We start from the raw sequence: 13,286 nt of genomic DNA on the forward strand, positions 1-13,286 counted from the left end.
GAATAAAACGGGGAACGCAGGGCAAAAAGAGAAAGCGCCCCGCGTCCGCATAGGGAGAAAGCGCATGAAACGATTATTTGCTGTGGCAGCGGTACTGCTCATTCTGTGCCTGCCGTCGTTCGGATATGCGGAAGAGGAAGAACCGGAATTTGTGATGAACGATTACCGGCGGGAAATTACGGTATATGAAAACAACGTCTGCCTGGTGCAGGATGCGATGACCGTTACATTTCTGGAAGAGGCGCACGGTTTATGGGTCGATATTCCATTGAGGTGGAGTACAACGCGCGAATCGGGAGGAAGGACCTATACCAACACCTATGAGGCGGAGGTTTCGGAAGTCCGGGCAGACCGAGAAGCGGAAATGGAACGCGTGGGAGACGATATCATCGTGAGAATCGGCAGCCCGGACACCTATGTGAACGGGCAGCAGACCTATTTCATCAGCTACCTTTACGATATTGGCGACGATGGAATCAAGGAATTTGACGAGTTCTACTATAATTTGATTGCACCCAGCTGGGATGCCCCAATCGAGCATTTTTCGTTTGCTGTATATATGCCGAAAAGCTTCGACGCGGAAAAGATCGGGTTTTCCATCGGAAGAGCCGGACAGGAGGGATATCGCGAGGGAGAGCTTGTCTATGGTGTGGACGGCAATACGGTTTATGGAGAATTGACGCGCGGCATAGCTCCGCTTGAAGGAGTTACTATGCGCATGGAGTTGCCCGAGGGATATTTTGTAAACGAACGCTGGAGGATCGAGCCGGCATATATCATGATGGCGATCGGAATCGGGATAACCGTCGTGCTGGGCGGGTTGCTGGCAACGCTTGGCAAACGGAAGAAGGCGGTTGCCACGGTGGAGTTTTATCCGCCAATCGGGATGACTCCGGCAGACGTTGGCTATGTCGCGGACGGCGAAGCAGACAGTAAAGATGTGGTGTCCCTGCTGATTTATTGGGCGGATAGGGGCTATATTGAGATCCATGAGCTGGAAAAGCGCAACTTAGAGCTGCGCAAGCTTCGCGGCCTGCCCGAGCAGGCAAACGATTATGAAAAGCTGCTGTTTGACGAAATATTCGAGAATGGAGATTCCAATACTGTTTTTGATATGCAGTTTAAGATGCATGAAACAGTAAAAGAAGTTAAAGGAATGGTCAGGCGCAAATACGGAAGCGGGGAAAAACGCATATTTGAGCCAAAATCGCTTCAATACCATCTGTTTGCACGGCTACTGTTTCCCGTACCGGCTTTGCTGATGACGCTCTGCCGTACAAACGTTTCATTGTGGGACTGTATAATGTTCGTGATAATGTTTTGGCCGCTCTGTTTTATAGCAGGAGGATACTTTGACTCTACCATGAAAAAAGCATCGTCTATGCGAAAATTGCGGCGGACGGGAATATTGGTCATTTCCGCAGCCATGGCTGCGGGATGCTGTATCATGCCGGGCTGGGCGATGTTCCTCCGCGTTGGCTGGCCAGCGATTGTGGCGTCGGCCTGTTCGCTCCTGATTCTGCTGTTTTTGCCATATTATGAACGGCGGACGGAACAGGGAAGACAGTGGGAAGGAAAAATACTTGGCTTCCGGCAGTTTCTGGCGGCGGCGGAAGCAGAACGAATAGGTATGCTGGCAGGAGATGATCCACGGTATTTTTACGATATCCTTCCCTACGCTTATGTTTTGGGTGTGAGCGATGAATGGGCGAAGCGATTTGAGGGGATAGCTATGTATCCGCCGAACTGGTATTACGGTCCGGGCGATGGGACGTTCTCAGCGGCGCTCTTTATGGGGCGAATGACACGGCATCTTAATTTTGCGGCAAGCAGCATGGCGCTTTCTCGTTCTTCGCGGAGAGGCGGTTCTTCCGGAGGAGGTTTTTCCGGCGGCGGAGCGGGCGGAGGCGGCGGAAGCTGGTAAGCCTGTCTGCGGCTGCCTTTGTTTCGGAGAAACCAATAGGATGCGATATGGAGGAAAAGAAAATGAAAGGAAAAGAAAAATGCAGGATTTTAAAGGAAATACGGCAGAGAATAGCCGATGAGAACGGGATCGAATATGCAACACGGGAATGCGGATTCCATGGCGAGTGTAAAGGAACGTGTCCGCGTTGCGAAGCGGAGGTACGGTATTTGGAAGAACAGCTTGAGCGGCGCCGGAAGTCGGGAAAGCGTGTTGCCGTGGCCGCGCTGGCGGCAGGGTTGGCGCTGGGCGCTGTGAGTTGCGCTGGAATCGAGCCTTTGATCGGAAGGGGATGCGCGCCCTCGGAAGGTTATTATGAGACGACGGGCGCGGTGGACGAAGATACGGAAGACGAATGGGTGGTGCTTGAGGGAGAAGTCCCGGCGGACAGTATGGAAGATGAATGGGAAGAAGAGTAAAAGGATCGTATTCCCTGCAATTGCTTTGGCGCGGCACCGGATGGCAACGGACGGCGTAGGCGTAACGACGCTCGCAGCAGCTTACGGTTGCCCGCTCCGGTGCCGGTATTGCTTGAATCCGCATTCATGGCGCGCAGGGACAAAGATGCATGAATATACGCCGGAAGGGCTGCTGGACAAGGTAAAAACGGATGACCTGTATTTCCTGGCGACAGGCGGCGGTATTACATTTGGCGGTGGAGAACCGCTGCTTTATCCGGAGTTTATCAAGCGGTTTCGCGCCATTGCGCCCGCAGGATGGAAACTGAATATAGAAACTTCCCTTCATGTCCCGGCAGAATCTGTTATCAAGGCGGCGTGGGCGGCGGATTGTATGATAATAGACATAAAGGACATGGATAATAAGATTTATAAACGCTATACAGGGCAAAATGCTGAAGTTATGAAGAAAAACCTTATCATACTTCGAAATACGATCGATAGGGAGAATGTCCGCATCCGTATCCCCCTGATTCCGAACTATAATACGGAACACGATCAAGAAAACAGCGCAGATATGCTTCAAAAGATGGGGTTCTCCAACTTAGAATTTTTTCGGTATATCATAAAACAATCGGAAAGGCCAAATGAAGAACAAATGAACATACCAAATCAATGTAGATTCAAATGATTTAAAGATTACTTTACGCAGTTGCCCTAACCAACAGAAAAGAAAAAATGCTATTGTGGCAATAAATTGTTTTATGCAGAATATAGAAATAGCGGTTTGAAAGAACCGCCATTTTTGTTTTGTCATAAATCTTGGGAATATGTTTACTGTCGACTTCGGGCCGACTTGGCTCGAAGCAAAGCGCGGGCAAAACCGTTGCCGCTCCCCACCGCCCTTTGTTCAATTTTTTTGTTTTCTCAACACTCAAAATTGAATGGAGGTCAATGAAATGATGAAAATCAACCTGAAAGACTTTTATCCGTGGTACACGCATGATGAATATGTGGAAATTTCTGATGAGATCGCCGTGGAACTATTGACAAACAAACGGCATGAAAGTGCGCAAAAGCGGCGGATCTATTATAACAAAGCGCAATATTCTCTTGACGCTGGATATTTTGGCTTGGAACTCAGAACATCATTCACAGCAAAATCTCCGTATGAAGTCTTGGAATTTAAGGAAATGTTCTGCAATCTTTGTTGTGCACTTAATTCTCTGCCAGATATTCAGGCCAGACGTATCGAAGCGCGTTTTCTGTTCGGGATGAGCATACATCAAATCGCGAGAGCAGAAGGAGTTACAAAAGGTTCGGTGAGCATTTCTATCAAAAGGGGGTTAGCATCTATGAAAAAATTTTTTGAAAATATATATTAAAGTGTCAAACAAACATCCCTCATTTCTCACTATATAGTGAAGATGTATTTTTTATCTGCTGGCGTCGGATAAAGCAGACCGGAGCATTTTTTGCCCTGCGGCAAATGGAAATAAATATGTCCGGCATTTATCCTGCACATCGAGCCAACCTGGCCCGATGTGCATATCAAGAGCACGGGCGGCGCTTCTGCGTTGCCCGTTTCCTTTCCCCGGCAAACATAAGGGGGTAAAAATATGCTGCAATGCAACGACACTTCAAGGGATAAGCATAACACAGAAATATTAGTTGAACAATTTGCCAGTTACACGATAGACGGGCAACGTTTTGACGTGGAAAGGATTTTTAAGGACGACGCCAACTGTTCCCTCGGCGCGTTGCTGCTGCGGCTGATAAAAGCTGAAACAGAGCCCTTTTAAGGCGGCGACATCCTTTACGGGTTTGCCGAAAAAGCGGTATAATGATACTGTAAATACTGCTTTTTCGGTTGCGTGAAAGGAGGAAAAATGACAAGACCGAAAAGCTGGGACGACAGGGAGCAGACCTGCGCTATCTATCTACGCATAAGCCGTGACGATAAAGGGCTTGACGAGAGTTACAGCATCACGAACCAAAGGAAATTGCTGACGCGCGCGGCAAAGGAAAAGGGATTTACAAGTATCATTGAATTTATGGACGATGGGATCACTGGTACAGACCGTGACAGGAAAGAATTTGTGAGAATGATCGCGGAACTGGAAAAGGGATGTATCGGGACCGTCATTGTCAAGGACTTATCCCGGCTGGCCCGCGACCATATTCGTGCCGATACACTAATCGAAGAATTTTTCCCGGAACATGACATTCGCTTGATCGCTGTTTCCGAGGGATTGGATACCGATAACGGCGAAGATGAGTTTATACCGTTCCGCAATCTGATGAACGAATGGTATGCGCGGGATATTTCCAAAAAACGCAGGCTCACTAACACGGTCAAGGTCAATTCCGGTATTCCCCTGTCGCTTCCGCCTTATGGGTATATGAAAGACGCCAACGATCCTACACGGTGGCTGATAGACGAGGAAGCGGCAGCCGTTGTCCGCAGGATATATAATATGTGGTTGTCCGGTATTGGCAGCGAACAGATTGCCAGGGCGTTGGAGGAAGATATGATTTTGCGCCCCATGCACTATTGGAAAAGCAAAGGACTGAACAGGGGCGGAAAATTTGATCCTGAAAATCCGTATAAATGGAAATCCTCAACAGTTATAAAGATACTTTCCCAACAGGAATATTGCGGCGACGTTATCAACTTCAAGACCTATTCCAAGTCATTCAAGCTAAAACGGCGGCTCGTAACAAGCGAAGAAAACCGGGTGATATTCAAGGACAATCACGAGCCCATTATTGAGCGTGCAGTTTGGGAAAGAGTGCAGGAAAAACGCGGCAAGGCCCGGAAACGCAAAACAAACGACGGCGTAAAGAATATGTTTTCCGGCCTTGTAGTGTGCGCTGATTGCGGGAGCAACCTGTGGTTCCATTTTAACCAGAATAATCCCGCTATACAGTATTTCAACTGCTCCAACTACAAGGGCAACAGAGGGACTTGCAGCGCAACGCATCATATCAGGGTGGATTTCTTGGAAAGGATCGTGCTCGGCGAAATCAGGCGGTTGACGCAGTTTGTAAATAAGCATGGAAATCAATTTATAAAGGCGGCAATCGGATTTACGCAGCAGGCGGAGGAAACCTTGCGCAAACGCAAAGAGCGTGAATTACAGGCAAAAAAAGCGCGCGACCGTGAATTGGATAAAATCTTTAACCGCTTATATGAAGATAATATCTCCGGCAAGATAGACGATGCGCGGTTTATGAAAATGTCAGCGCAATATGCAAAGGAGCAGGCCGCGCTGGCGGAACAACTAAAGAAGCTGGCAAAGGAACTGGATGAATTGGAAAACAGGGACGCAGACGTTTCCTCCTTTGTAAAGGCACTGCAAAAATATACCCATGTCCGGAAATTGACGGAACGGATGTTAAACGAACTGATAGAGCGGATCGAAGTATTCCACGCGGAAAGAACAGAGAACGGGGAGCGCAGGCAGCGAATACGGATCGTTTATAACTGCTTGGGCTCCATAGAAATTCCAGACCTGCCGGATATCGCGGACTGCCATGTACAGTTTCAAGCCCGCAAGGGTGTAGAAATAAAGTATTCACAAGTGGAACAGGCCGTATAAAGAAAAAGAGTGTTCTTACAAACTCAAATTCTGTAAGAACACTCGGACTGGTCTGGGTGAGAGGATTTGAACCTCCGACCCCCTGAACCCCATTCAGGTACTCTACCAAGCTGAGCCACACCCAGACGATTTATTTTTAATACCATAATATTTTATCAAATTTTTTCTGCATATACAATCCCTTTCTGGATAAAATTATTGTATGGGCCGGAAGCGCCTATGCTGCTCCCTGCGAAAAGGAAAAGAAAATTACGATCACTTCAAAAAACGCAATAATTGTAATAACGGAAAACAATATCATATAATATTGAAATTTCGTTTTAACTGCCGTCTTACAATATATACACCAGTATTGAAAAGATTTTATCTCCCCAACTGATAATAATAATGCCTGCAAACAAGGGAAAAGGAATATCAAGGCCTTATCCGCATAGCCATCCGGCATGCTGCCGCTGAAATGTACGACAATATTCTCAGGAAGAAACAGAAACGAGATAAATGCGGCGGCTAAACATCCTACCGTGATAGCCCATGCTTTTTTGTTGCTTTGGTGAATGAGGCGCAAATAAATATCCTCCTTCCAATTTGCTTTGTCTGCAAAAATAATATACTGATCCCGGTAAGAAAGCAACTGCTTTGTAAAAGAAAACAGGGGATTTGAACCGCAAAAAGGAAAAAAACGTTCATTGATTGCCGCGCTTCTAAAGCTTTCTGTAAGAATGCTGCTTATGCCCGCTTATGCAAAAGTATAGAAACCGGTCAATAAGACTTGTTGACAGAAATGGAAAGACGTATAATAAGACGTAACATAAAAAATAAGGGGAAGGGGAACAAGAGAGATGTATGATGTAGTAGCGCTCGGAGAAGTACTGATCGACTTTACGCCGAATGGAACAAACGATCAGGGCATGGCGCTGTTTGCGCGGAATCCGGGCGGCGCTCCGGCCAATGTATTGGCTATGAATACAAAGCTCGGTGGAAAAACTGCTTTCATAGGAAAGGTCGGCAGGGATGATTTTGGAAGCTTTTTGATCAGCGTCATGAATGGGAACGGAATCGATACGCAGGGCGTCGTACAGGATGGGAGCGTTAATACGACGATCGCTTTCGTACATTTAAACGAGTGCGGCGACCGGTCGTTCAGCTTTTACAGAAAGCCGGGGGCGGATGTGATGCTGCGCAAGAGTGAAATAGAATGGAGGCTTATCGATGAATGCCATACTTTCCATTACGGCTCCCTTTCATTTACGGATGAGCCCTGCCGGAGTGCTGCACATGCCGCGATCTGCTATGCAAAAGAGCGCGGAAAGCTCATGAGTTATGACCCGAATTACAGGCCGTTTTTATGGGATACAGAGGAACGGGCAGTGCAGGAAATGCTGTGGGCTCTCCCGATGACGGACATCCTAAAGGTATCGGAAGAAGAGATGCAGCTTCTTACGGGAGAAAGCCGTCTTGAGGCGGGCGCCCGCAAGCTGATGGAGCAAGGGCCGCGAATCGTACTTGTATCCCGCGGAGAATATGGTTCTTTTTATTGTGCCGCCTGCGGAACCGGACAGGTGCCTGCGTTCCGGGTGCATGCAGTGGATACGACCGGTTCGGGCGATGCATTTTTAGGTGCGGTGCATTACAGGCTGCGGGATAAGGCGGCGGACGAGCTGGACGGATTGTCTCAAGAAGAGCTGGAGGACGTTCTGGACTTCGCAAATGCGGCAGGAGGTCTTACGGCTACCAAGCGCGGAGCGATTCCTTCCATGCCTACGCTGGCTGAGATAGAAGCCTGTCGGGGGAGTATGACGAGAAACAGAATGGAATCAATAAACGAATAGAATATTTACGGGCCAGAGTGCTTATGGAAATGAGGGGAACCATGGGAAAATATACGATTGGTATCGATTACGGCACGCTTTCCGGCCGGGCAGTTTTAGTAGATGTTGCGGATGGCCGGGAAGTAGCGTCGAGTGAATTCAAATATCCGCATGCAGTAATGGACGAAGCGCTCCCGTCCGGGAGAAAATTAGGGGTAGACTGGGCCCTGCAGCATCCGCAGGATTATCTTGACGTCCTCTATCATACGATACCCGAGGTGCTGCGGGAAAGCGGTGCAGATGCAGAAGATATAGTTGGAGTGGGGATCGATTTTACGGCATGTACAGTATTGCCTGTGAAAAAAGACGGAACGCCGTTATGTTTTTTGCCGGAATATCAGGACGAGCCAAATGCCTATGTGAAATTGTGGAAGCATCATGCCGCGCAGAACAAAGCAAACCGGATCAACGAGACGGCCGAAAAACGCGGCGAGAAATGGCTGGCACGCTATGGCGGAAAAATATCATCGGAATGGCTGTTTGCAAAAATATGGCAGATATTGGATGAAAGCCCGGAGGTCTATGCGGCGATGGACCGCTTTATCGAAGCGGCGGATTGGATCGTATGGCAGCTGACCGGAGTGGAAACGCGTAACTCCTGTACGGCAGGATATAAGGCGCTGTGGCATAAGAGGGGAGGATATCCGCCGCGGGAATATTTTGCGGCCCTTGATCCGCGGCTTGAACATGTGGTTCAGGAAAAGCTGGGAACGGAGATACTGCCGCTCGGGAGCCGGGCGGGCGGACTCACGCCGGAGATTGCGGAAAAAACGGGGCTTGTTCCCGGAACAGCGGTTGCGGTGGGAAATGTGGACGCGCATGTATGCGTTCCGGCGGTCAAAATCTGCGGAGCGGGAAAAGTGCTTGCGATCATGGGAACTTCTACCTGCCACATGCTGCTTTCCGAACAGGAGCAGGCCGTGCCGGGTATCTGCGGCTATGTAGAGGATGGAATACTGCCGGGCTTCTATGGATATGAGGCGGGGCAATCCTGCGTAGGAGACCATTTTGCATGGTTTGTGAAAAATTGTGTGCCGGAGAGCTATGTGGAACAGGCACAAAAAGAGGGCCTCGATATCCAAGTATATCTGCAAAAGCTGGCAGGCAAGCAAAAGGCGGGAGAAAGCGGGCTTTTGGCGCTTGACTGGTGGAATGGAAACCGCTCGGTCCTCGTGGATGTGGACCTTACCGGAATGATGCTGGGCATGACGCTGCAGACAAAGCCGGAGGAAATGTATCGGGCCTTGGTGGAAGCGACGGCATTCGGTACGCGCACGATCATAGAGAATTTTGAAAAGAACGGCGTACCTGTCGATGAATTTTATGCTGCGGGCGGCATTGCGGAAAAAAGTCCGTTTATGATGCAGATCTATGCAGACATCATTCGTAAGCCGATCCGCATTTCAGGAAGCAAGCAGGGATCGGCTCTGGGCGCGGCGATTTTTGGCGCAGTCGCAGCGGGGAGCGAGGCAGGAGGATATGACAGCATATTTGAGGCTGCTGAAAAAATGGGGAAATTAAAAGACGTCGTTTATATGCCGAATGAAGATGAAACAAAAACATACGACCTCCTTTATGCGGAGTATACACGGCTTCATGACTATTTCGGAAGAGGCGGAAACAACGTTATGAAGACGCTGAAGAGGATAAAAAAGGAACATGAGGGATGAACTGAAGCAAAGAGTTTATGAAGCAAATATGCTGCTTCCCAAATATGGTCTCATCACATTTACGTGGGGCAACGTATCGGAACGTGAGGGAGATATCGTTGCGATCAAGCCGTCCGGCGTGGAATATGACATGCTCCGGCAGGAAGATATCGTACTTGTGGATTTGGAAGGAAAGGTCTTGGAGGGAGCGCTGCACCCCTCCTCGGACCTCGACACGCATTTGGAGCTGTACCGGAATTTCGAAAGTATATCCGGTATAACACACACGCATTCCGAGTGGGCGACCGCATGGGCGCAGGCAGGCTTGGATATCCCGGCCTGCGGAACAACGCATGCCGATTATATTTATGGAGATGTGCCCTGCACCCGCGGGCTTACTTCGGATGAGATCAGGGAGGATTATGAACTGAATACGGGCAGGGTGATCGTAGAAACATTTCGGGAACTGGACGCCGCGGCTATTCCCTGCGTACTGGTGAAAAATCACGGGCCGTTCACATGGGGAAAGAGTGCGGCAGAATCCGTACACAACGCAGTCGTACTCGAACAGGCGGCAAAAATGGCGTTTGTCGCAAGAGAGCTTCAAGGAAGCGGTCCTGAACGGATATCCCAGAGTCTGCTTGACAAGCATTATCTGAGAAAACATGGAAAAAACGCCTATTATGGACAGGAGCGATAGAAAAAGCCGCCTAAAGGCGGCTTTTTCCGTAAAGTAATCAAATATTCCGACGGGAGCTCTTAACTTTCGAGCAGGTGAAAGTGGTCGAAGACCCATTGTGCGTCTACTGTCTCGAAATCACCGGATAGCTCAAAGCATGGCGCTGAAAGCTCCCTGCACATTTGCTCATACAATCCAACCGGCGTTTTGAGCATAAAATCATTTCCGTCCTTTGCAAGCGCGAAAAAACTGAGGGCTTCTGAATCTGCAGCGGCAAGCAATAATACGTCCGGATCATGGATATCAAAGCGCTCCGGATTTTGCTGGATCGTCAAGACCTTGAGCAGTTCGACAGCCCGGTCGTCAAGGCCATGCTCAAAAATAAGAGCTTTCTCCCGCAGACTATGGATAGAGTATACATCGCGCAGGAAATCACCGGGCCGCGGCGCAGGCATGCTTACAGGGAGATCGGAGATATCAAATCCGCGCGGGATCAAACGAATCATAACGCGGTGCGTCTGATCGTGATAGACACATGGATAGGGGAATGTCAGTTCTGCGCCGCATGACGGACATGCGGCGCAGAAAGCTGAAAAATCAAGGATTTTTTCCGTATCCTCCAAAAGCGGGAAGGTATTGAATTCAAATCGTGCCCCGCATTTAGGACACTCGACGGATTCTTTCATGAAAGCTCCTTTCCATCAGACCTGATTTAAAGCTTGCAGTAAGTAATGGGATTGCCATGCTCCTCGATCAAGCGCCGAAGATCGGCAAAATCTAAAAATATCGTGGCCGTATTTTCGCACGGGTGCACGCCCAACGATGCTTCGCCCATGAGGTCTTCATCGATCACGACCTCTACCTCGGCTTTCTGGTCGTTCAAAATGCCGAGGGGAGTGACCGCACCGGGGGCAAGCCCCAGATATTTCTGAAGGCGCTCTTCAGAAGCAAAGCTCATGCGGGAGCCTAAAAGAGAGCCAAGCTGTTTCAGATCGACGGTCTTATTTTTATGGACGCATACGAGGAAGTGGCGCTTCCCGTTTCCGTTCCGCAGAAACAGGTTTTTGCAGACATTTCCCTGCCCGCATATCCCCGCGGCCTCCATTTCTTCTATGGTATGAACGGGAGCGTGATCGACCCTTTTATAATGGATACCTTTCCGGTCAAGAAAGGCGAAAATCTCATCTTTTGTCATAACATGCCCATTTTCTCCTTTATTTGTTACCAATCATACCATATTTTGCTGAGGAAAGCTATTATATCATGGCATTGGTATAGATGTAGGATACTGCCGGGTCTTTGCTCAAACAAAGCAGAGTATCTTTTTTGGCGCCGACCGCAAAGCCGTAGATGCGAAGTCCGTTTTCTTCTATGCTGCGGATCATTCCATCAAAATCAAGCGCGCCCGCATTCATGATCGTCATGATATCGTTGTGTTCTTTCAGATAGCGCAGCATGCTGATGAAGTGCGTTTGCATCGCTTCGCCGTTTTCAGCATCATCCCAATGCCCATCTTCTGCCGCGTTGTCCAAAAGGCTGAGCTTCGGATAAGCGTTACGGTCCCAATCGATGCATTCTCCCGCAAGCTGTGGAGAAAAGCCGACGGCATCGGAGCCGGTCAAGAAAACGCCGTTTTCATCTTCGGTATAAACACCGCACCACAGAGAACCGTAGGTAAGCTTTTTTTCTTCCAGCCACCGATAAAATGTTTCGTAATCCGTAATATCCGCAAGGGAAATATAGGCCAGATACCACTCGTCCTCGTCGAGTGCATCAAGTGCGGCATAGGCTTCTTCTTTCGTTCCGGCCGGGCCTATCAATGCGCCTCCTTCGTCTTGAAGGGAAGCAGTGGCGCCCGGCGTTCCGGCAGGCAGCAAAAAAGCATTGCCCGCAGGGGCTTTCAGAACGTTTGTATTATATAGCGTAAGCTTTCCGCGCTCCAGTGTTCCGGTCAAATCTGTGAATGTTCCCGTATAGGAGGCGACCTGCGGAATAGAGATCGTATATTTTCCATACCCTTCGCTGTCTGCGATCACCTTATTGCGGTAGCAGCCCGGGAGGAACATCTCGGTATAGACAGACAGATCAAGGCTCATGCGGTTCGTTTCACTTCCGGTCTGTGCGTTCTGACCGACGGTTTCGGTGGGATCGTAATAAAACAGAGAAACGGCGCTTGGCAGGAGAAAGATGACGCACAGCAGGACTGCTAAAATGACGGCGCCTACGATCAAACCCATTTTTATAAAAACACGGCGGATGGAGCGGTGGATCATACGAATAAATTTTTCATCCGTATCATCTTTGGCATCGTCATAGTTCTCTTTTTCTTTTTTACAGATATCGAGATCAGGAATATCGGATTCATTGAACAGATAATCGCTGATCGCGTCCTGACGCTCGATATCGGCTTCTACCTTTTTCCGGCTTTGTTCATCGAGCTTCCCGGACTTATATAACATAAGAAGTTCACGGTAAGTCATGTATTTGTACCTCCAAGTAAGACTCTCAGCTTTTGTTTTGCCCGAAATGCCAGTATACGGACATTTTCAGGCGTAGTCTGCAGGATAACCGCGATTTCCTTTTGCGACAGTCCGCCAAAATATTGCATTTGGAGGACCTCCCTTTTATTTCTATCCAAGCTGCCGAGCGCGCGGTAAAGACGCCGTCTTTCTTCGCCGGCGATCAATCGTTCCAACATAGTCTCGCTTTCATCACATATTTCATACGATTTTTCCAACGGAACATTCCGTTTCTCTCTTTTATAGTGATTGAAGTAGAGATTTCTTGCCACCATATAAAGCCACGCGCGGATATTCGAATGTTGATCTCCAAGTGAAAGAAGTGCTTTTAAAAACGTTTCCTGAGACAAGTCCTCTGCCAGTCCGGCATCCCCGCATAAGGAATAGAGGTATAGATAGATCTCTTTCCGGTAGAGGCGATAAAATCGGTTCAAAAGGCCGTGCTCCACGTTTTATCCTCCTTTCCTCAAAATATGGCGTTTGCGGATCTCGCGGGGACAATCTGTTTATATAACAACTGTATCAGAAAAATGTTACATAGAAAACAGAGAGGCGGTAGGGCTCGCGGCATGAAATGGTACAGAACAAGAGAGCGGAAGATGAAGCGG

The 13,286-nt window shown here is 48.7% G+C and carries 14 protein-coding genes and 1 tRNA gene; 9 read left to right on the forward strand and 6 right to left on the reverse strand.

What is annotated here, in order from left to right:
- Positions 1-64 precede the first annotated feature (64 nt).
- The 6 genes from PUP29_RS00185 (at position 65) to PUP29_RS00210 (ending at position 5,963) form a co-directional block, all read left to right on the forward strand.
- Entirely contained in the window at positions 65-1,924 is a 1,860-nt protein-coding gene (locus tag PUP29_RS00185; RefSeq protein WP_353423524.1) for a DUF2207 domain-containing protein, read from the forward strand.
- Between the two features lie 62 nt (positions 1,925-1,986).
- Positions 1,987-2,382, forward strand: coding sequence for a hypothetical protein (locus PUP29_RS00190; protein WP_353423525.1), 396 nt, complete (start codon positions 1,987-1,989; stop codon positions 2,380-2,382).
- The gene (locus PUP29_RS00195) at positions 2,363-3,052 is read left to right on the forward strand and encodes a radical SAM protein (protein WP_079545277.1); all 690 of its coding nucleotides are present in this window, start codon (positions 2,363-2,365) and stop codon (positions 3,050-3,052) included. Before PUP29_RS00190 ends, PUP29_RS00195 begins: the two co-directional genes overlap by 20 nt.
- 268 nt (positions 3,053-3,320) lie before the next feature.
- A complete protein-coding gene (locus PUP29_RS00200; protein WP_079545275.1) occupies positions 3,321-3,746 on the forward strand; it encodes an RNA polymerase sigma factor in 426 nt (141 codons plus the stop codon).
- Positions 3,747-3,980: 234 nt separating this feature from the next.
- Complete coding sequence (locus tag PUP29_RS00205; protein WP_079545274.1) at positions 3,981-4,163, forward strand: hypothetical protein; 183 nt, start codon at positions 3,981-3,983, stop codon at positions 4,161-4,163.
- An 87-nt stretch (positions 4,164-4,250) separates the two neighbouring features.
- Positions 4,251-5,963 (forward strand): DUF4368 domain-containing protein, encoded by a 1,713-nt coding sequence (locus PUP29_RS00210; RefSeq protein ID WP_079545272.1) that lies wholly within the window; start codon positions 4,251-4,253, stop codon positions 5,961-5,963.
- Between the two features lie 48 nt (positions 5,964-6,011).
- On the opposite strand, the gene PUP29_RS00215 is transcribed toward PUP29_RS00210, so the two are convergent.
- Both PUP29_RS00215 and PUP29_RS00220 read right to left on the reverse strand, forming a co-directional pair.
- Positions 6,012-6,088: transfer RNA gene (locus tag PUP29_RS00215), tRNA-Pro, on the reverse strand.
- Between the two features lie 92 nt (positions 6,089-6,180).
- Positions 6,181-6,594 carry a DUF1648 domain-containing protein gene (locus PUP29_RS00220; protein WP_353423526.1) on the reverse strand — a complete coding sequence of 138 codons (414 nt, stop codon included), beginning with the start codon at positions 6,592-6,594 and terminating at the stop codon, positions 6,181-6,183.
- 208 nt (positions 6,595-6,802) lie between these two features.
- On the opposite strand from PUP29_RS00220, the gene PUP29_RS00225 reads away from it, so the two are divergent.
- From PUP29_RS00225 to PUP29_RS00235, 3 genes are read left to right on the forward strand one after another with little or no spacing between them, the layout of a single operon-like run.
- A complete protein-coding gene (locus tag PUP29_RS00225; RefSeq protein ID WP_079545268.1) occupies positions 6,803-7,792 on the forward strand; it encodes a carbohydrate kinase family protein in 990 nt (329 codons plus the stop codon).
- A 41-nt stretch (positions 7,793-7,833) separates the two neighbouring features.
- Positions 7,834-9,501: a ribulokinase gene (locus PUP29_RS00230; RefSeq protein ID WP_353423527.1), complete on the forward strand. Its 1,668-nt coding sequence runs from the start codon at positions 7,834-7,836 to the stop codon at positions 9,499-9,501.
- Positions 9,491-10,180 carry an L-ribulose-5-phosphate 4-epimerase gene (locus tag PUP29_RS00235; RefSeq protein ID WP_079545265.1) on the forward strand — a complete coding sequence of 230 codons (690 nt, stop codon included), beginning with the start codon at positions 9,491-9,493 and terminating at the stop codon, positions 10,178-10,180. The genes PUP29_RS00230 and PUP29_RS00235 overlap by 11 nt, the downstream gene beginning before the upstream one ends.
- A 59-nt stretch (positions 10,181-10,239) precedes the next feature.
- On the opposite strand, the gene PUP29_RS00240 is transcribed toward PUP29_RS00235, so the two are convergent.
- From PUP29_RS00240 to PUP29_RS00255, 4 genes are all read right to left on the reverse strand, one after another.
- Positions 10,240-10,845: a CpXC domain-containing protein gene (locus tag PUP29_RS00240; protein ID WP_353423528.1), complete on the reverse strand. Its 606-nt coding sequence runs from the start codon at positions 10,843-10,845 to the stop codon at positions 10,240-10,242.
- 26 nt (positions 10,846-10,871) lie between these two features.
- Positions 10,872-11,354: a prolyl-tRNA synthetase associated domain-containing protein gene (locus tag PUP29_RS00245; protein WP_353423529.1), complete on the reverse strand. Its 483-nt coding sequence runs from the start codon at positions 11,352-11,354 to the stop codon at positions 10,872-10,874.
- 61 nt (positions 11,355-11,415) lie between these two features.
- Complete coding sequence (locus tag PUP29_RS00250; protein ID WP_353423530.1) at positions 11,416-12,639, reverse strand: anti-sigma factor C-terminal domain-containing protein; 1,224 nt, start codon at positions 12,637-12,639, stop codon at positions 11,416-11,418.
- Positions 12,636-13,112, reverse strand: coding sequence for an RNA polymerase sigma factor (locus tag PUP29_RS00255; protein ID WP_353423531.1), 477 nt, complete (start codon positions 13,110-13,112; stop codon positions 12,636-12,638). Before PUP29_RS00255 ends, PUP29_RS00250 begins: the two co-directional genes overlap by 4 nt.
- Between the last annotated feature and the right edge of the window lie 174 nt (positions 13,113-13,286).

It is taken from the genome of Christensenella massiliensis (genome assembly GCF_040409835.1).
Lineage (GTDB): Bacteria > Bacillota > Clostridia > Christensenellales > Christensenellaceae > Christensenella > Christensenella massiliensis.

Coding starts and splice junctions, on each gene's coding strand:
- PUP29_RS00235 (WP_079545265.1), top strand. CDS start 9,491: ATGAGGGATGAACTGAAGCAAAGAGTTTATGAAGCAAATATGCTGCTT.
- PUP29_RS00225 (WP_079545268.1), top strand. CDS start 6,803: ATGTATGATGTAGTAGCGCTCGGAGAAGTACTGATCGACTTTACGCCG.
- PUP29_RS00205 (WP_079545274.1), top strand. CDS start 3,981: ATGCTGCAATGCAACGACACTTCAAGGGATAAGCATAACACAGAAATA.
- PUP29_RS00210 (WP_079545272.1), top strand. CDS start 4,251: ATGACAAGACCGAAAAGCTGGGACGACAGGGAGCAGACCTGCGCTATC.
- PUP29_RS00245 (WP_353423529.1), bottom strand. CDS start 11,354: ATGACAAAAGATGAGATTTTCGCCTTTCTTGACCGGAAAGGTATCCAT.
- PUP29_RS00200 (WP_079545275.1), top strand. CDS start 3,321: ATGATGAAAATCAACCTGAAAGACTTTTATCCGTGGTACACGCATGAT.
- PUP29_RS00240 (WP_353423528.1), bottom strand. CDS start 10,845: ATGAAAGAATCCGTCGAGTGTCCTAAATGCGGGGCACGATTTGAATTC.
- PUP29_RS00230 (WP_353423527.1), top strand. CDS start 7,834: ATGGGAAAATATACGATTGGTATCGATTACGGCACGCTTTCCGGCCGG.
- PUP29_RS00185 (WP_353423524.1), top strand. CDS start 65: ATGAAACGATTATTTGCTGTGGCAGCGGTACTGCTCATTCTGTGCCTG.
- PUP29_RS00250 (WP_353423530.1), bottom strand. CDS start 12,639: ATGACTTACCGTGAACTTCTTATGTTATATAAGTCCGGGAAGCTCGAT.
- PUP29_RS00195 (WP_079545277.1), top strand. CDS start 2,363: ATGAATGGGAAGAAGAGTAAAAGGATCGTATTCCCTGCAATTGCTTTG.
- PUP29_RS00190 (WP_353423525.1), top strand. CDS start 1,987: ATGAAAGGAAAAGAAAAATGCAGGATTTTAAAGGAAATACGGCAGAGA.